Source organism: Parendozoicomonas callyspongiae (assembly GCF_023502345.1).
GTDB lineage: Bacteria > Pseudomonadota > Gammaproteobacteria > Pseudomonadales > Endozoicomonadaceae > Sansalvadorimonas > Sansalvadorimonas callyspongiae.
Genome location: NZ_JAMFLX010000021.1, coordinates 67,037 through 83,407, shown reverse-complemented (window position 1 = coordinate 83,407; position 16,371 = coordinate 67,037). Strand labels below are relative to the sequence as shown.

15 protein-coding genes are annotated in these 16,371 nt (G+C 48.5%); 8 read left to right on the top strand and 7 right to left on the bottom strand.

All coding sequences use genetic code 11. The features are described from left to right. Nucleotides 1–223: 223 nt before the first annotated feature. From M3P05_RS14970 to M3P05_RS14960, 3 genes are read left to right on the top strand one after another with little or no spacing between them, the layout of a single operon-like run. Nucleotides 224–592, top strand: coding sequence for a hypothetical protein (locus M3P05_RS14970; protein ID WP_249700678.1), 369 nt, complete (start codon nt 224–226; stop codon nt 590–592). A gap of 11 nt (nt 593–603) precedes the next feature. After that, a complete protein-coding gene (locus M3P05_RS14965) occupies nt 604–993 on the top strand; it encodes a helix-turn-helix domain-containing protein (RefSeq protein ID WP_249700676.1) in 390 nt (129 codons plus the stop codon). Further along, nucleotides 990–1,466: a protein-export chaperone SecB gene (locus M3P05_RS14960; protein ID WP_249700675.1), complete on the top strand. Its 477-nt coding sequence runs from the start codon at nt 990–992 to the stop codon at nt 1,464–1,466. The genes M3P05_RS14965 and M3P05_RS14960 overlap by 4 nt, the downstream gene beginning before the upstream one ends. A gap of 37 nt (nt 1,467–1,503) precedes the next feature. Here the strand turns inward: M3P05_RS14960 and M3P05_RS14955 are convergent, their stop codons facing one another. The 5 genes from M3P05_RS14955 to M3P05_RS14935 all read right to left on the bottom strand — a co-directional run bounded on the left by M3P05_RS14955 (nt 1,504) and on the right by M3P05_RS14935 (nt 7,187). Further along, nucleotides 1,504–1,671: a hypothetical protein gene (locus M3P05_RS14955; protein WP_249700673.1), complete on the bottom strand. Its 168-nt coding sequence runs from the start codon at nt 1,669–1,671 to the stop codon at nt 1,504–1,506. 125 nt (nt 1,672–1,796) lie between these two features. Further along, complete coding sequence (pntB, locus tag M3P05_RS14950) at nt 1,797–3,191, bottom strand: Re/Si-specific NAD(P)(+) transhydrogenase subunit beta (protein WP_249700671.1); 1,395 nt, start codon at nt 3,189–3,191, stop codon at nt 1,797–1,799. Nucleotides 3,192–3,218: 27 nt separating this feature from the next. Next, nucleotides 3,219–4,766: a Re/Si-specific NAD(P)(+) transhydrogenase subunit alpha gene (locus M3P05_RS14945; RefSeq protein ID WP_249700669.1), complete on the bottom strand. Its 1,548-nt coding sequence runs from the start codon at nt 4,764–4,766 to the stop codon at nt 3,219–3,221. A gap of 293 nt (nt 4,767–5,059) precedes the next feature. Next, nucleotides 5,060–6,001 (bottom strand): class I SAM-dependent methyltransferase, encoded by a 942-nt coding sequence (locus M3P05_RS14940; RefSeq protein WP_249700667.1) that lies wholly within the window; start codon nt 5,999–6,001, stop codon nt 5,060–5,062. 64 nt (nt 6,002–6,065) lie between these two features. Then, nucleotides 6,066–7,187 carry a hypothetical protein gene (locus M3P05_RS14935; protein ID WP_249700665.1) on the bottom strand — a complete coding sequence of 374 codons (1,122 nt, stop codon included), beginning with the start codon at nt 7,185–7,187 and terminating at the stop codon, nt 6,066–6,068. Between the two features lie 177 nt (nt 7,188–7,364). Here M3P05_RS14935 and M3P05_RS14930 point away from each other — a divergent pair, with 177 nt between their 5' ends. The 3 genes from M3P05_RS14930 (at nt 7,365) to M3P05_RS14920 (ending at nt 13,027) form a co-directional block, all read left to right on the top strand. Then, nucleotides 7,365–7,505 (top strand): hypothetical protein, encoded by a 141-nt coding sequence (locus tag M3P05_RS14930; RefSeq protein WP_249700663.1) that lies wholly within the window; start codon nt 7,365–7,367, stop codon nt 7,503–7,505. A gap of 107 nt (nt 7,506–7,612) precedes the next feature. Beyond that, a complete protein-coding gene (locus tag M3P05_RS14925) occupies nt 7,613–10,009 on the top strand; it encodes a hybrid sensor histidine kinase/response regulator (RefSeq protein ID WP_249700661.1) in 2,397 nt (798 codons plus the stop codon). A gap of 150 nt (nt 10,010–10,159) precedes the next feature. After that, nucleotides 10,160–13,027, top strand: coding sequence for an insulinase family protein (locus M3P05_RS14920; protein WP_249700659.1), 2,868 nt, complete (start codon nt 10,160–10,162; stop codon nt 13,025–13,027). A 63-nt stretch (nt 13,028–13,090) separates the two neighbouring features. Here M3P05_RS14920 and M3P05_RS14915 read toward each other — a convergent pair whose 3' ends face one another. Beyond that, entirely contained in the window at nt 13,091–14,878 is a 1,788-nt protein-coding gene (locus M3P05_RS14915) for an acyl-CoA dehydrogenase C-terminal domain-containing protein (RefSeq protein ID WP_249700657.1), read from the bottom strand. 250 nt (nt 14,879–15,128) lie between these two features. On the opposite strand from M3P05_RS14915, the gene M3P05_RS14910 reads away from it, so the two are divergent. Together M3P05_RS14910 and M3P05_RS14905 are read left to right on the top strand one after the other, a co-directional pair. Continuing rightward, complete coding sequence (locus M3P05_RS14910; RefSeq protein ID WP_249700655.1) at nt 15,129–15,389, top strand: hypothetical protein; 261 nt, start codon at nt 15,129–15,131, stop codon at nt 15,387–15,389. A 63-nt stretch (nt 15,390–15,452) separates the two neighbouring features. Then, nucleotides 15,453–16,046 (top strand): acyloxyacyl hydrolase, encoded by a 594-nt coding sequence (locus M3P05_RS14905; RefSeq protein WP_249700653.1) that lies wholly within the window; start codon nt 15,453–15,455, stop codon nt 16,044–16,046. On the opposite strand, the gene M3P05_RS14900 is transcribed toward M3P05_RS14905, so the two are convergent. After that, nucleotides 16,043–16,369: a DUF2288 family protein gene (locus tag M3P05_RS14900; protein WP_249700650.1), complete on the bottom strand. Its 327-nt coding sequence runs from the start codon at nt 16,367–16,369 to the stop codon at nt 16,043–16,045. The two genes, M3P05_RS14905 and M3P05_RS14900, sit on opposite strands and share 4 nt — an antisense overlap. Between the last annotated feature and the right edge of the window lie 2 nt (nt 16,370–16,371).

Here is a 16,371-nt window from a genome sequence, read left to right as displayed (position 1 = left end):
CTTACCCATCTGTTGGTATATTTTCAGGCATTAACACTTACCATTGCGTAACCACATTAGAGCTACAGTTTCCAGATCACTCGCGCGTGAAAGGAAGTCAGCTCACTGAAATACACACAAGTACAAAACAATGGGACATCTGGTGACTAGCTGTTAGCCTATATAACGAAATTGTCTTGCTCGAAATATAGTTAACGTATACATTTACCCTCATGAGAGTCTGATGCCTGAGTTGGAAGAGTTTTATGTGGGAGAGCGTTTCACAGTGCTCCTCACAAGGGATGGAAAAACAAGCTGGGAAGAACTCGTCAAAACCTATGGCCAAACCAACAAGAAAGGCATTGCGGCTCTGCTTGTACGAATCAGAAAATATGCAGATAAAGGTGTCCTGCACACACCAGACCAATTGAACAACGAAGGTGACGGCTTCTGGGCCATCAAAACCAAATGCGGCTTCAGGTTCTACTGGTGGTTCGATGCAGGGCAAAAGATGATCGGCAGCCACTTTATATTGAAAAAAAGACAAAAGCTGGCCCCTGCCGACTCCAGGCGAATGCACGCCAATCGCTCGAAGTATGACGCAGACAAGTAAAGGGTGATGATATGAGTATTCTGGACCAATGGCTGGAAGAGTCAGCCGACAATCAAATTGTCCTTGATGAAGAATCCCTGATCCTCGAGATTGCTGAACAGTTCTGGCAGCAACTCTCTGAAAGTGACACCAGCAAAGCTGAGTTGGCTCGTCGTATGGGCATCAGTAAAGCTCGTGTGAGCAAGCTGCTTGATGGCAGCAACAACCTCACACTCCGAAAAATTGCCAACATGGCCACAGCACTCAAACTGAATGTTAACTTCACCCTGGAGCCTGCCGAGAGCAACGAAGGTGAAACCTGGGAACAGGAGAGAGTTGTTAGTTCTTCAGGCTGCAAAATTTATAAGTTTCCAAAACCATCATCCCAAGGCTGGGACGATACCCTTGAAATAGCATTATGAACAAAGAATTACTGAAAGAAGCGGCAGACCACCTCAGCCTTTTTACAATCAACCTTGAATCTGAAAAAGTTCAGACAGCAAAAGATGTGTGTCCAGAGTTCCAGCAATACGCTGAACTGGCCATTCAAATGAGAAACGATCCTGTCAGCGCCGGAACCCTTGCTGTTTTATCAGAACAGGGTGAACAAGAGGTATTGGTTTATAAACATGCCATGGCTATGCGAGTGGTCAATGAACATGAAGCCGATGAAGATGGTCAACCGCAAATTCTGCTTGAGATTCAAACAACCTACCGTGTGAGCTACTCAATCAAAGATGGCTTACCTTCTCAAGAAGCCATGGCTGAGTTCGCCCTTCACAATGTCCCCCACCATATCTGGCCATTCTGGAGAGAACAGGTAAACGCTACCGTGTTGAAGGCTGGCCTTCCCTCTGTTGTTATTCCCATGCGTCATTACAAGGCTTCTGAATAGGGTGTGTTCAGCGCCCTGTATTCAATTATTTCAACCTTCACATTGAAGAGATAAATATGCGCAAAGAACTTGCCAGAAAATCGGCACTTCTAATCGCCCTTATAATGATTTTTCCAGTTATCGCAAGGTGGGGTTGGATGGCTCCAAGCTGGCGGCGCTGATCAATACCATCAACAATATCGAGACGCTGGCCAGCGCTGCTCATGCTCGTCCAAAATGTAATGCCAGGTGCTGTAAACCGATGGGTCACCTTCAGTAATTATTTAGGGCGGAGATGCTAAAGGAGGAAGTTTGACTGGCCCCAGATATCAGGAGCCAGTCTTCGCAAGGCTATAACCCTTTAACAACCTGCTGTACGCTTTCCTTAGCATCGCCAAACAGCATACGAGTGTTGTCTTTGAAGAACAGTGGATTCTCAACACCGGCGTAACCGGAAGCCAGGGAACGTTTCAGCACGATAACCTGACCAGCTTCCCAAACTCTCAGAACAGGCATACCTGCGATTGGAGAGTCAGGTCTTTCCAGTGCATCCGGGTTAACTGTGTCATTGGCACCGATAACCAGAACCATATCAGTATCGGCAAAGTCATCGTTCAACTCGTCCATTTCCAGAACGATGTCGTACGGTACATCAGCTTCCGCCAGCAGTACGTTCATATGTCCAGGCAGACGACCGGCAACCGGATGGATACCAAAACGAACGTTGCAGCCTTTCTTCTGCAGATTCTCGACCAGCTCTTTAACGGCACCCTGAGCATGGGCAACAGCCATACCGTATCCTGGAACGATAATCACGCTTTTGGCATTGGCCAGATCATCGGCAACATCTGTTGCAGAAACCTCAACAGCCTCACCCTGTTCAACACCTTCACCTGCAGCAGGGCTGGAACCATCGGTACCAAAGCCGCCCATAATCACTGATATAAAGGAGCGATTCATACCCTGGCACATGATGTAACTCAGGATGGCACCGGAAGAACCAACCAAGGCACCAACAACGATCAGCAGATCATTGCCCAGCATAAAGCCGGTTGCTGCCGCTGCCCAACCGGAGTAGCTGTTCAGCATGGAAACAACCACCGGCATATCTGCCCCACCAATCGCTGCCACCAGGTGAACACCCAGCGCCAGAGCAATCAGAGTCATAACCACCAGCATAAAGGTGGACAGACCTGTGTGCGGGTTACCGGCAAAGTAAGTCATCATCCAGAAGCAGATCACCAGCGCAGCAGCATTCAGTCCATGACGGAATGGCAGCATCAGCGGCTTACCGGAAATCTGGCCATTAAGCTTACCCCAGGCCAGCAGAGAGCCGGTCAAAGTAATGGCTCCGATAAAGATACCAAGATAGATCTCAACCAGATGAATAGTCAGTTCAGCTCCGACCAGAGCATGAGAGCTATCGTCGATATAACCTGCCCAGCTGATCAGCACAGCGGCCAAGCCAACAAAGCTGTGCAGCAGTGCCACCAACTGGGGCATCTCTGTCATTTCAACAGCTTTGGCCTTTTGAGCACCGATATAACCACCCACACCAACAGCCACAATCAGCATGACATAGCTGGTAACAGCGCTACTGGCCATGGTCGCCAGCACAGCAATCGCCATACCGGCTATGCCGTAATAGTTGCCACCCTTGGCAGTTTCGTGGGAACTCAGCCCCTTAAGGCTGAGAATAAAAAATACAGCGGCCAACATGTAGGCCATGTAAACAACACCGTCCATTTCTGTACTCTCCTAACAGCTATCAAGTTAACGGCGGAACATGGCCAACATGCGACGGGTAACCAGGAAGCCCCCGACAATATTTATGCTGGCAAGAAGAATGGCAAAGAACGCCAATACCGAGATTAACCAGGAACCACTGCTTATCTGCAGCAGCGCCCCCACAATAATGATGCCCGATATCGCGTTGGTCACACTCATCAGCGGTGTATGCAGCGAGTGAGACACATTCCAGATAACCTGCCAGCCGATAAAGACAGACAGTACGAACACCATAAAGTGTGACAGGAAAGACGGTGGGGAATATTTACCCAGCCCGAACAACAGCAGCCCGGCAACAATCCAGAAGCCAATGATAGAAGCTGCGCTGGACTGTTTTTTCTCCTCAACCTTTGGCTGTGGAGGAGGTGTCGCTGCGGCCTTCTTCTCAGGAGCCGGAGCGGCACTCAGTTTAGGAGCGGGTGGTGGCCAGGTAATCTCACCACTGTTAACAACGGTTGCTCCACGAATGGCTTCGTTTTCCATATCGATGGTCAACTCACCATTTTTTTCTGGCGTCATTTCTGCCAGCAGATGCACCATATTCTGGGCATACAGCGTTGAAGCCTGTCCGGGCAGACGGGTTGCCAGGTTGGTATAACCGATAATGGTGACACCTTCCCTGACAGCAACTTCACCAGGAACTGTCAGATCACAGTTACCGCCCTGTTCTGCTGCCATATCAACAACAACAGAACCGGCCTTCATATTCTTGACGGCATCTTCCTGCCACAGCTTGGGGGCAGGCTTACCAGGAATCAGAGCAGTAGTGATAACAATGTCGACTTCCTTGGCCTGTTCACGGAACAGAGCCATTTCCGCTTCGATAAACTCCTTGGACATTTCTTTGGCATAACCGCCAGCACCAGCGCCGTCTTCTTCAATTTCCACGGTCAGGAATTCCCCGCCCATGGATTCAACCTGCTCTTTTACTTCAGCACGGGTATCGAAGGCACGAACAATAGCGCCCATACTCTTGGCGGTACCAATAGCAGCAAGACCGGCAACACCGGCACCAATAACCAGAACCTTGGCGGGCGGTACTTTACCGGCAGCAGTGATCTGACCAGTCAGGAAACGGCCAAAGTGGTGGGCAGCTTCAACAACGGCGCGATATCCTCCGATATTCGCCATGGTGCTGAGTGCATCCATCTTCTGGGCACGGGAAATGCGGGGCACCGAATCCATAGCCAGAACATTGAGCTTTTTGTCGGCAAGCTTTTGCAGAAGCTCTGGATTCTGGGCAGGCCACAGGAAGCTGATTAAAGTTGTGCCTTCTTTAAATAGCTCTACTTCGTCGTCGGTTGGTCCATTAACTTTCAGAACAATGTCTGCATTTGCGTACAGTTCAGCAGTGTCAGTTACGATTTCTGCGCCAGCGTCGATGTAACTCTGGTCAATAAAACTGGCTTTCTGCCCTGCACCTGCTTCAATGCTTACACTGAAGCCTAATTTCTTTAGCTTTTCCACACTAGCGGGGCTGGCGGCTACCCGAAATTCCTGAGGATTCACCTCCCCAGGTATCGCTATATTCATGGTTTTCCTCACAACAGATAAGCGGATGTGTCAGCTCTTGCCTACAAGTTTCCTCAACGGCAATTCATTGCAAAGGCAGGCTTACCATTCTGGTTAGTGTTATAGCCGGAAATATCCGGTCGTGATTTTTATATCTGCGCGTTCTTCTTTTAAAAGCTTGCGCAGTGAGTAGCTAATCAGTCTTACGACTCATTAGCTACTCAAATGTTATGTCTGCATTCTAAGCTAGACTTTCGTGCATAGGCTAGAAGGAAGTTGTAACTAAACCCCGACCATCTTGAAGTCCGATGTTTTTAGAGTCTGCTTTCCCTGCGGTATAGCAGAACCTTCAAAGCTCTATCCGGATCAATGTCTTCAAAAATCTCTGGATTATCCAGCTGCTGAATAAACTGTAATCCGGGGCATTCAGCAGCGACCTGATCCATAAGAAACTTTCGGGATAGTTCCGGTGCATTCAAACACAGCAATACATCGCCACCCGCAGTGATTAATTCCGGCAGTTTTCTGAGCAGGCGAGCATAATCTTTTGTCGCTACAAAGCTGCCTTTTTGATGACTGGGCGGATCAGCAATTACCAGATCATAAGGGCCAAGTTTTCTTAATTTGCCCCATGATTTAAAAATATCATGCCCTAATAAACGAACGCCGGCGTCAATTCCATTCAGTTGATGATTCTGCCGGCCAGTTGCCAAAGCACCTTTGCTCATATCAATATTGACAGTTTCATCTGCACCACCAGTCATAGCGGCAACAGAAAACGCACAAGTGTATGAAAACAGGTTGAGTACTTTCCTCTCTTTCGCATTGGACTGAACCCACTTTCGCCCATTGCGCATATCAAGAAAAAGACCATGATTCTGACCACGCAGTAGGTGAACGACATATTTACAGCCATGTTCCTGCACATAGTGTGTTTCCGGAACTGCCCCGGAGAGAACCTCGGTTCTCGCACCTTCCCGGCCACGTTGCTGAAAAACCAGATTCATCTCACCATCAAACTTCCAAATATCCTCCCATAGCCCGGAAAGTTCCTGCTGAAGATCCTCAATAAGCCCTGGAGTCTGGGATTTGAATGCAGTCACTAAAAGAACCGGCGGATACCAGTCAACTGTAAGCTGTTCAAAGCCTGCAAGCGTTCCTCCACGGCCGTGAAACAGACGGCAAACCTCATCTCCGGGAGTAACGAGTTTTAAGCGATCAATCAGAGGCTGAACAAGTGCTGCACATTCAGGCATATGGCATTCAATATCTACAAGCGTTCGGTGGCGGGATTGTAGATATTGAACGCTGTGAAGGGAATTAAATCATTCTGGGAATTTTACTGCTTTCCTGCAATCCGGCTTCCTGATGCTGAGCTGCTATCTGAGCACCCTGACCCAGCTCCTCAACCAACAGCTGTTCAAAAAGAGCATCTTCTCTCGCAGTAGTTTTATACCCACCTCTGTCTGAGTGATGAGCAGAGTGATCGAAATCCTTGCTGAAAACATCAATGGCCTTGTCAGTGAAGGACTGAATATCAATTGGAATATCTATATCCATTGCCCCAAGAAGCATATCCAGCGTGTTCTGCATAAAGATCTTTCGCTCTTCATCAACACTTTTTCCGGCAAACTCTCCCTTGTTCCCATCCATTCTGCTGACCAAATCGGTAAAGGCCGTCAGCTGTTCCGGTGTGAGTTTCAGGTCAATACCATAGCTATCCATCATCTTCTGCAGACCATGCCCCATCCACTCCTTCCCCATAAAGCCGTTACTGGCATCATCAACCATATGGTTTATCAAAGGGCGTAGCGTGCGAAGAACCTCAAGTTTCTGGTGAACATGCTTTTGGAACTCACCCTGCAATTCCAGCCTGTTGCTGGAAAACTCGGAATCAAGAGACATCATAATGCCCTCAATTGCTGCAGGGTCGATTGGCTGGGCAACCATTGCCTGTTGGAGCTGGCCGACCTGACCTTCCACTCTTCCCAATACATCTGATGGAACATTATCTGCAATCACCAAATCCAGGGCATGCATACCTAAGCGTTGCCTGTAATCTGCACTCACTTCAGGAGTAAGGCCTGCTTGATCGAGATCCGAGCTAGCAGATAGCAAAATGCCTGCTGTCTTATCAGACTGGGCAGATCGGGCCATTGCATGCATATCATCGACTGTTTCTACGGCAGGAGTTCCATGGCCAGGCCTGTCCAGTACAGGTGTAACCTGCCCTGTGGTTCCCTCAACATCACCATCCCCGGTCAGGAAACTTACAGTGTTATCTCCACCATATCCGGCACCAACTACATTACGCTGCTGTTGCCGCTCAATGGATTTTTCCGACTGACGCTCAATATCTTCAGCCTGCTTACGGGTCTCATATAACAGCCGCTCATGATCAACCCTGGCTTTATGGCCTCCCGAGGAAATGCTGTCTGTCATACCAATACTTCCCTGTATCCCAGTCACTATCTCAAGACTAGAAAACAGTTTTGCAGCTGCGTCTCGGCACATTGCCCGTTCGGGAATATAGGCTAGATTTTTTATTGTGATACCTAATAAAAACAAGGTTCTGGATGGACCAAGAGCGTATCCAAAAGCCCAAGGAGGGCTGACCCCATGAAAAAGCAGCGACTTCAGGCAGTTCGCATTATTCTTCTGACTGTCTGTATCCTGTCTGCCAATCTGGTTGTGACCAGGCCTGCTTCAGATAACAGTCAAGTTAATGCAAATCCACCCTCTCTGGCTGCTGCCAATTAGACAACAAGACATTTAGAGAAGCTCGGTGAAATTGGCGGCTGGCAAATTATTCCAACCTGCCGACTAAACTGAATGCAATCAAAGATTACGATTATGACAGGGATGTCATGTTCAAGTTTTCAAAGCTCTCCATAGAACGAAAATTACGCTACGCCATGATGACAACAGCAGAGATTGGTCTGCTGTTCAGCCTGATTGTTTACAGCGTAACGGACTATATGAAGTCCAAAGAAGCCATGATGGAGAGGATGCAGAATCTGGCTGAAGTTTTTGCCACAAACAGCCAGGCTGCCGTGTACTTTGAAGACGAAGCCGCCGCTCAGGAGCTTCTGCTGGGGCTTGAAGTTGTGTCTCAGGTCAACGAAGCTCATCTCCTTTTGAAGGATGGCAGCATCCTGGCCAGCTATATCCGCGACTCCGAGCCAACCTTTGATATGCCCATGGCTCCTCCGGAAAAACGGCTGGTTATCCTGACATCAGAATGGATGGATGTCGGCAAGGCTATCAGCTTCCAGAACCGGGCTATAGGTACCATCCTGATTAGAGCCAGCCTGGCACCGCTCTATAAGCAGATCACCATTAACATCGCATCTGCTGTTCTGATCACCATTATTGCCATCATCATTTCTTATATCGCTGCATTCCGCCTGCAGCGGGTTATATCGAACCCAATAACCGAACTGGCCGGGGCCATGAAGCAGGTCTCAGCCTCCCAGATATTCTCCAGCCCAGTCAAAAAGAAAAGTGACGATGAAATTGGCCAGCTCTATGACAGCTTTGATGAGATGCTGACCCAGATACAAAAACGGGATGAAAAGCTCAATAAGCACAAGGAAGAGCTGGAAAGAACCGTTCACCTGCGTACAGAAGCCCTGAATATTGCCAACCAGAACCTTAAGCAGGCCATGACCGATGCTAATGATGCCAAAGAAGCCGCTCTGGATGCAGCCAAAGCCAAGAGCTCATTTCTGGCTAATATGAGCCATGAGATCAGAACGCCTATGAACGGTGTTCTGGGGATGCTGGATCTTCTGAAAGATACTGAGCTGGATCGCGGCCAGAAAGACTATCTGGATACGGCCTACGGCTCAGCTGATGCACTTTTGCAGATCATCAACGACATTCTCGACTTTTCCAAGATTGAAGCAGGTAAGCTTGAGCTGGAAAAAATCGATATGAGCCCCAGCACTCTTGCCGAAGATGTATCGGCACTGCTGGCCAGCCGTGCCCGTGAGAAGAAAATTGAGCTGAGCTGCTATACCGATGTAAATATGCCTCCGGCAGTGAAAGGTGACCCTGTACGTCTGCGTCAGGTTCTTACCAACCTGCTTGGTAATGCTGTTAAGTTTACCGAAAGTGGTGAGGTTGTTGTTCGTGCTCTCTATAACGGCAAAAAGAGTGGAGAACATATTGTTCGCTTTGAAGTTGAAGATACCGGTATAGGTATCCCTGCAGATGTTGTTCCCAAACTATTCCAGCCTTTCACCCAGGCTGATGGAAGCACAACCAGAAAGTTTGGAGGTACTGGACTTGGGCTGACAATCTCTCGCCAACTAGTCGAACTGATGGATGGTGAGCTGCAGGTGAAAAGCACTCCAGGAGAGGGCTCCTGCTTCTTCTTCGAGATTGAAATGGGTCATACCGAGGGCATTGTAAAACAGCCCAAAGAGCGCAAGCCCATTGGAGATATTTATGCACTGGTGGTTGATGACAACCATACCAACAGGGAAATCATGCATAAGTATCTGGAAGCCTGGGGAATCGATCACACTACCGCAGACTGTGGAGCCCGTGCATTGGAAAAAATGCAGGATGCAGTCACTGCAGGTCGTCCTTTTGATATCGCTTATCTTGATATGCAGATGCCAGAGATGGACGGCATAGCCCTTTCCAAAGCCATTGCCAGTGATCCTTCACTCAGCAAATGCCGCAGGATCATGCTGACCAGTGCCGGCCAGATGAAAGAGAAGGAGCAGGTCCGAGCCAAACTTCATGGCAGCCTGTCTAAGCCATTCCGTCAATCCCAGGTTCTCGACCTGACAATGGAAGTTATGAACCGGGAAGTTCATATTGAGGCAGTCCCCACACCCGGAAAGGAAGACGACGACAGCCACTTCTCCCAAGACTACAAACTGCTTCTTGTTGAGGATAACCCCGTCAACCAAAAGGTTGCTTTGGCCATGCTCAAAAAAATCAAACTCACTAATGTGGATGTTGCTGTTAACGGTCAGGAAGCCGTTGAGATGAGTGAGAAGTGCGATTATGACCTGGTGTTGATGGACTGCCAGATGCCTGTGATGAGTGGCTATGAGGCAACCGGCGCAATTCGTAAGCGTGAAGTGGCCGAAGGGGATAACAGCCGTTTGAATATCATCGCCATGACCGCAAACGCTATGGAAGGTGACCGTGAGAAATGTATTGAGGCGGGAATGGATGACTACATCAGCAAGCCCATCAAGGTCGAAACCCTTCAAGACATGCTGACCAAGTGGCTTGAAGCCTGACGACTGATTAAGTACTCCTAACAGTTCAACTCACAAATCATTCCGGTTCTTGTCTAACTTTTCTGTATTAGGGGTGTCTGATTCTGACAGGTACTCTACAGCCCACGACCCTTGCCGATAGCCAAGTAAACAATTCCAGGAGGCAGGCTCTTGACTAGGTTTCTGAATTCAGCGATAGCAATCGTTACCATCTTTCTTGTTACTGCCTGCCAGACTAACGCTGCCCCCTCATTCTATGCACGGGATGAGATTGTAAAAAGCCCGAATGACCCCAGAGAATATCGTTACCTGAAGCTTGATAACGGTGTTCAGGTGGCACTGGTCTCATCAGAAACAACCAATAGCTCTGCTGTAGCCATCAATGTCCATGCTGGCAGTTCTCAGGAACCTGACGAATGGCCTGGTCTGGCTCACCTCCTCGAACACATGCTTTTCCTGGGAAGTGACAAGTACCCTGGAGCTGATGACTTTGACAGTTTTCTCTCAGATCACGGCGGCAGCTCAAATGCCTGGACTTCTGATACCGACACTATCTTCTATCTGACAATTCCAAATGCTCACTACGCAGACGCCCTTGAGCGGGTGTCCCGTTTCTTTATTTTCCCGAAAATGGATCCGGATTTTCTTGAACGGGAACGCCATGCTGTTGATTCCGAGTTCCAGATATACCGCCAGCAGGATGGAAGACGCTTTCATCTGATTGAAAGAGCCACAGCCAACCCGAAGCATCCAGCCAACCGGTTCAGTGTTGGCAACCTGAATACGCTTAAAGACCATGATGGACTTAGCCTGCGCGAAGCTCTGCTGAAATTTCATGACCAGTGGTATTTCGGGGCCAATATTTCCGTTGCCATTGTCAGCAACGCCAGTCTTGATGAAATGGAACAACTGGCCAGAGCCAATTTTTCACCAGTGCGGGCAGTAAAAGAGATCAAACCACGGCCAAAGCTGCCACCAAGGTTTTCAAAAAAAGAACTGGGCGTTCGGGTTGACTCCCTCGCTCAGCAGCAGATGAGAAATCTTTCCCTTGAATTTTATCTGCCGACTGATCCTCATGCTGTTTATCTGAAGCCACTGCCATACATTGCCCACCTGTTGGGTCATGAGGCCCGAGGCTCACTGGCCAGTATTCTCAAGAAAAAAGGCTGGATTCAGGATCTGGTTGCCTATAACGAAGACAACACTCTCGACGCCAATATCACTTTGGAGATGTCCCTGACCAAAGAAGGTTTTGAGCGTATAAACGACATCACCGGGCAAGTATTCGCCTATATCGATCTTATTAAAAAACATGGTGTGACCCAGACACGCTTTGATGAGCTCAAACAGGAATATGGGCTTGTTTTCCAGTTCCTTGAACAGGGCAGTGCCGAAGAGGCGGCTATCAGCCTTGCTTCCTCAATGGCCCTACTGCCACCTAGAGATCTTATCCAAAGCCGTTACATATTCAGGAAGTTTGTTCCGGAAAAAATTCGAAACTACCTGAATATGCTCACACCCGACAACATGCGAATGCGTGTTGCTACCCATGAAGCTCTGGCAGCAAATGAAGAACAAATTCAGACCGAGCCATGGATGGGTGGGCGCTACACAATCAGATCACTCTCAAAAGCAGAGAAAAGCTCACTTGCATCCGCCAGGCCGGATTCTTCACTGGCATTACCACCACCAAATCCATTTATGCCTGATGATTTGAGTATTGTTGATGAAAAATCAGCAGAAAAGCCTCAGCTCCTAATGGCGCAGCCTGGCTTTAAGAGCTGGTTCCTGCATGACAATGATTTTAACGTTCCTCGCAGTTCCATAATTCTCCGCTTTGCGGCACCTCATCTTGTCGACTCGCCAGAAAATGTTATGCGAATGGCTCTGTTCGATAACCTTTTCTATCGCAGCTTTACAGAAACAGCCTATATGGCTTCACTCGGTGGACTCGATTACAACTTTGGTTGGGATGACCGGGGTTTCGTACTCCAGTTTTTTGGTTACAGCGATAAGCTACCTCTGTTCTTAAGCACTGTACTGACACAGGCAAGACAGCTGAAAATCAGTGATGAGGAGCTGGCAAGAAGCAAGGAGGAGCTGGAGGAAGCAATTAATAACAAATCAAAAGAAGACCCTTCCCACCAGCTGTTCCGTACGATGAGAAAACTCCTTTACCCTCTGGAGTTTGACGATTCCAAAAAACTGCTTGAACTGAAGAATACGAGCACTGAAGATCTTCAGGAATGGGTGGGCAGGCTATTCAACCAGCTTTCAATCGCAGCTTTTATTCATGGTAATGTAAAGCAAAGTACAGCTGAATCCATCACAAACTCTGTGGCTGGAATGGCATCAGGTCCGGATAATAATAATTTCAAGACTTTCCCCAAAATCATCAGAGATGAACCCGAATTTCCAATCTGCTTTATAAGCTACGATAAGGATGATTCTGCTCTTATGGTCTTCTCCCAAAGTGAAAAGCGGGACCACAAGGCCAGAGCCGTTTACCAGGTTATGGCGAGCATTATTTCATCACCTTTTTATGCGCAGCTTCGAACCAAAGAACAGTTAGGCTACATCGTCTGGGCACACGATATTGAGCAAAGCCAGTTTCCTGGAATGGCCTTTATTATCCAGTCACCATCAACTTTGCCTGAACAGCTGGACGACCGGGTAACAGCATTCTTAAAGCAGTTTAATGAGTCAGTATCCGGCCTTACTGATGAAACATTACAACAGCACAAAGAAGGTATTATTGCCAACCTGACTGAGCCCAACCCAAACCTGTTTGCTGCTACAGATGATTACTGGACTGATATTGACAGCGGATATCCCAAGTTTGACCAAACAGAAAAGCTTGTTGATGCAACTAACCGTGTCACCGTCAAAGATATCCAGGCACTTTATGCCCGAATTTTGAAACGCCAGAAACAGTTCCGGATTTATGGTTATGGCAAAGGCAGCATTTCCGAAAATGCCCCACCTGCCTGCAATGCTCCCGACTTCCGTGATCAGTTCCTCGAAAGAGTATCCAGATAAGAAACAGCCATGAGCCAAAAGAAAAAGGCCGGGAACTCCGGCCTTTTTAAACGCTTTCTAAATTCAGAACTGCTCAACATCCAGCTCAAACAGAGAATCAGCCCCCGAACCTGCAGATTGACTGAGTGCATCCAGTCGCGGCATCAGACGTTTGAAGTAATAACGGGCAGTACTCAGTTTCCCCTGATAGAAATCATCTTCACCCTTACCGAGGTTTTGCAGGGCAACATCGGCCATCCGAGCCCACATGTAGGCATATGCAACATAACCAAATGCATGCAGGTACTCTACCGATGCGGCACCAACTTCGTTTAGATTGCTCTTGGATTTTTCGATGATATTTTCTGTCAACTCTTCAAGAACAGCCAACGCCTTGGCCAGAGGCTTGTTGAACTCACCCAGGCCTGTTGGGCCGCCATGATCCAGAAATGCTCTGATCTCTTCAGCAAAAAGACCAAACAGCTTACCTCCATTGGCAACTGTTTTACGTCCCATCAGATCCAAAGCCTGGATACCGTTAGTTCCCTCATAAATCTGGGCAATCCGGGCATCGCGAACCAATTGCTCCTGCCCCCACTCACGCACATAACCATGGCCGCCAAGCACCTGCTGACCAAGAATGCAGTTTTCCAGCCCAATATCTGTGAAGAAGGCTTTTGCCACAGGAGTCAGTAAAGCAACCAACGCCTCTGCCTTGGCCTTCTCGGCTTCATTTTCACTGTGCTTGGCAATATCCAGCTGCATTCCCACATAAGTTGAAAATGCACGACCACCTTCCGTTGTTGCCTTGATATTCAGCAGCATCCGGCGAATATCCGGATGCACCATAATCGAGTCTGCCATTTTATCCGGGGTTTCAGGGCCTGTTGCAGCACGTCCCTGCAGGCGATCTTTGGCATACTCAAGAGCGTTCTGATAAGTCATCTCGGAACACCCCAGCCCCTGGATGCCGATAGACAGGCGCTCGTAGTTCATCATGGTGAACATGGCTGCCAGCCCTTTGTTCACTTCTCCCACCAGATAGCCTGTTGCGCCATCAAAGTTCATCACACAGGTTGCAGAAGCCTTGATCCCCATCTTGTGTTCAATGGAGCCACAGCTGACAGCATTGTTTTCACCAAGAGAACCATCTCCATTCACGAGCACCTTGGGAACAAGGAATAATGAGATACCGCGTGGACCTGCAGGGGCATCGGGAAGCTTGGCCAGAACCAGATGAATGATATTGTCATTCAAATCGTGTTCGCCGCCGGTGATAAAGATCTTGGTTCCCGTAACAGAGTAGGTTCCATCAGCCTGGGGCTCAGCCTTGGTCCGTATAATGCCGAGATCAGTACCGCTATGTGGTTCAGTCAGGCACATAGAGCCAGCCCACTCGCCCGAATACATTCTGGGAAGGTAAGCTTCTTTCAGCTCTTCGCTAGCATGAGCATTTATGGCCAGACAGGCTCCGGCAGTAAGAACTGGGTAAAGCGTGAATGAGTTGTTGGCGCTATACATCATCTCTTCAAACTGTACAGAGAGCATCTTGGGCATACCCATACCGCCAAACTCAGGATTTCCTCCCAAGCCTACCCAGCCACCTTCTGCGTAGGTGTTAAAAGCCTCTTTAAACCCTTTGGGCGTAGTGACCGTACCTTCTTTCCAGACCGCTCCTTCTTCATCGCCAGAACGGTTCAGCGGTGCAAGCTCTCGGCTGGTCAGCTTTGCCCCTTCCTCAAGAATGGCTTCAGCAGTTTCAGGATCAACGACCTCTGCCAGACCTGGCATGGATGCCCATAGCTGGCCGGCCTGAAAAACTTCGTTCAAAACGAAGTGCATATCCCTTAAAGGAGCTTTATATTCAGCCATGCTCTACCTCTGCATACTTTGTTGTTAGTGGCCTATCCCTGCCTGCTGGAGAAGCCTTTATTTCGGTTGATACGTATCATACCTGCATTTCATACACCTTCAAACGAGCGTTTGACTTTATGCCATATCTGGGACTCTTGCCTCATAGATAGTGTAGTTTTCAGAGGTTATTATCTGGCCAGTACAGCTAATGCAGGTTAGATTTATTAGTTCCAGCTTCAAAACGGATTCACTTGCCAGGGAGAGGCGGATGCATATGTTTTGGGTCATGATCCGCCTGTGGATCAACCACCATTTTCTGCCTCATTGGATGCAGGATAAAGAGCCTGATGAGCGCCACCCTTATCGCCGCCTGTTCACCGATAGTCATCAGAGAAAAAGAAAGATCGTGAAACGCATCTGGATGGGAGCAGGTCTTATAGTCCTGAGCAGCCCAATGCTGCATATTCTCCTAATAGTGGCCTTGCCAGCCACCTTCCTTAGTTTTGCCATTCTCGACGAAACCCGATAGCCCTGAAGAAGCCCCGTCCTTGGCCGATCAAATTCTGGTATATGGGTTTACTGGAGTCAGGCCATGGAAAGGCTTATCAGGCAAGCAGCTTTTATCTTCCTCATCTTCACTTCAACAACCAGCCATGCTCAATGGTTTGATGGCGTAATGGTCTCCGGGGGGCAGGATTTCCACAGCAATGCCCACCTGAACAGCTATCGCATTGCTTTGACCCGTGATTGGAACAGCCGCTGGTTCAATGAAGGTGACTGGCATGTTGGGGGATATTTTGACCTTTCCGTCAACCACTGGAAAAGTCGGCTTTCTGATGGTCCAGGAACCAGTGTTAAAGGCAAGGATTCCATATCAGCACTCGCCTTCTCTCCCGTTTTCCGGATAACCCGCAATTCTCCCTGGTTTGGAACATTTACTCCTTTTGCAGAAGCGGGTATCGGTTTATCAATGCTGTCCGGCAGCCGTCTCAAGGCCAAGAACAATGATTCGGTCGATCTTGGAATAAAACTGCAGTTTGAAGACCGTATCGGCCTTGGATTCAGCTTTGGCGACAGGCAACAGTATTCTGTGGTTTTGAGAGCTTTCCACTACTCCAACGCCAACTTCCACAAAGAAAATGATGGCTTCAATCTGCAGGAACTGGCCTTTGGCTGGAAGTTTTAATCTCTACTCTTTTCTTGTTGAACCAGCACCCAGGGCGCAACGGCTACTGCCCATAAAGATGCTTCACCTTCATACCATTCCAGAGCATCCTTATCAGTCGCCCTGCGTAATTTGCCCTGTCCAACCCATGCTTTGACCTGATCCGCCAAATCATCCACCACAGCTACTGCAACCGAGACCAGATCAAGGTTCTCAGAAACCACCATTACAACCCCTCTGGCATAAAGGCGCTGTAACTCTGCCCATGGGATCCGGGCTGTTTCTAGATTCAGTTTTTCATTTGTACTTAGAATTTCTTCAGATTCGTCCGTAACTGGCAGCATAA

Excerpts from the sequence above, each read along its gene's own strand:
- M3P05_RS14960 (WP_249700675.1), top strand. The coding sequence starts at position 990 with ATGAACAAAGAATTACTGAAAGAAGCGGCAGACCACCTCAGCCTTTTT.
- M3P05_RS14930 (WP_249700663.1), top strand. The coding sequence starts at position 7,365 with ATGAAAAAGCAGCGACTTCAGGCAGTTCGCATTATTCTTCTGACTGTC.
- M3P05_RS14955 (WP_249700673.1), bottom strand. The coding sequence starts at position 1,671 with ATGAGCAGCGCTGGCCAGCGTCTCGATATTGTTGATGGTATTGATCAG.
- M3P05_RS14965 (WP_249700676.1), top strand. The coding sequence starts at position 604 with ATGAGTATTCTGGACCAATGGCTGGAAGAGTCAGCCGACAATCAAATT.
- M3P05_RS14970 (WP_249700678.1), top strand. The coding sequence starts at position 224 with ATGCCTGAGTTGGAAGAGTTTTATGTGGGAGAGCGTTTCACAGTGCTC.
- M3P05_RS14915 (WP_249700657.1), bottom strand. The coding sequence starts at position 14,878 with ATGGCTGAATATAAAGCTCCTTTAAGGGATATGCACTTCGTTTTGAAC.
- M3P05_RS14900 (WP_249700650.1), bottom strand. The coding sequence starts at position 16,369 with ATGCTGCCAGTTACGGACGAATCTGAAGAAATTCTAAGTACAAATGAA.
- M3P05_RS14935 (WP_249700665.1), bottom strand. The coding sequence starts at position 7,187 with ATGACAGACAGCATTTCCTCGGGAGGCCATAAAGCCAGGGTTGATCAT.
- M3P05_RS14910 (WP_249700655.1), top strand. The coding sequence starts at position 15,129 with ATGCATATGTTTTGGGTCATGATCCGCCTGTGGATCAACCACCATTTT.
- pntB (WP_249700671.1), bottom strand. The coding sequence starts at position 3,191 with ATGGACGGTGTTGTTTACATGGCCTACATGTTGGCCGCTGTATTTTTT.
- M3P05_RS14940 (WP_249700667.1), bottom strand. The coding sequence starts at position 6,001 with ATGCCTGAATGTGCAGCACTTGTTCAGCCTCTGATTGATCGCTTAAAA.
- M3P05_RS14945 (WP_249700669.1), bottom strand. The coding sequence starts at position 4,766 with ATGAATATAGCGATACCTGGGGAGGTGAATCCTCAGGAATTTCGGGTA.
- M3P05_RS14905 (WP_249700653.1), top strand. The coding sequence starts at position 15,453 with ATGGAAAGGCTTATCAGGCAAGCAGCTTTTATCTTCCTCATCTTCACT.
- M3P05_RS14925 (WP_249700661.1), top strand. The coding sequence starts at position 7,613 with ATGTTCAAGTTTTCAAAGCTCTCCATAGAACGAAAATTACGCTACGCC.